General features: G+C 58.1%; 1 protein-coding gene. It reads right to left on the bottom strand.

The window, feature by feature from the left end:
• Positions 1–352: 352 nt before the first annotated feature.
• The gene (locus tag RF647_RS19330) at positions 353–505 is read right to left on the bottom strand and encodes a hypothetical protein (RefSeq protein ID WP_368813148.1); all 153 of its coding nucleotides are present in this window, start codon (positions 503–505) and stop codon (positions 353–355) included.
• Position 506: the final 1 nt, after the last annotated feature.

The raw sequence follows: 506 nt of genomic DNA, 5'->3' as shown, positions 1-506 counted from the left end.
GGACTTTCCTGTTAAATTGCTGGGCGCTGCTGTCCGCCGTTCGCATAGCATCAGCAAACTGTGATTTAAAGCTGGCGGAGTTGAGATGCAGCGCGACAGCCAATGACGCAACGTCAGCAGCCATGTCCTAATATCCTGAAGCAGTCAGCGAACTGCTGGTCGCTTTCAGATTGCGCAGCAGTCACCGGAGGAGAATGCACCGGCGCTGACGTTTCGGCCTCCGTTCTCAGGAGATCGAAATAGGCCTGCCAGTGGGTCAGTATGTTCGCCGGAAGCTCGGCTATTTTGCGAGGGTCCTTCTCGCCCCATCGGTCCGCCAGCGTGAACAGCAGCCTGAGATGGGACGAGTCGGTTAGTTTTTTGTGGCTTCCTCCAGCGTGCCGTAAGAATGGCGCTGAACGAGCGTGACTGCGTCGAGAAGATCGGCGTTCGCGTGGGCGGCCATCAGCTGGTCTGCGGTGGGCAGTTCGCTGGCTTTGGGCTTGCTGCCGTCTTCATTGACCAGC

The organism is Kocuria sp. CPCC 205263 (genome assembly GCF_040981075.1).
GTDB classification, from domain to species: Bacteria; Actinomycetota; Actinomycetes; order Actinomycetales; family Micrococcaceae; genus Kocuria; species Kocuria rosea.
The sequence above is the reverse complement of the archived record's forward strand: the minus strand, read 5'-3'. Positions and strand labels throughout refer to the sequence as shown.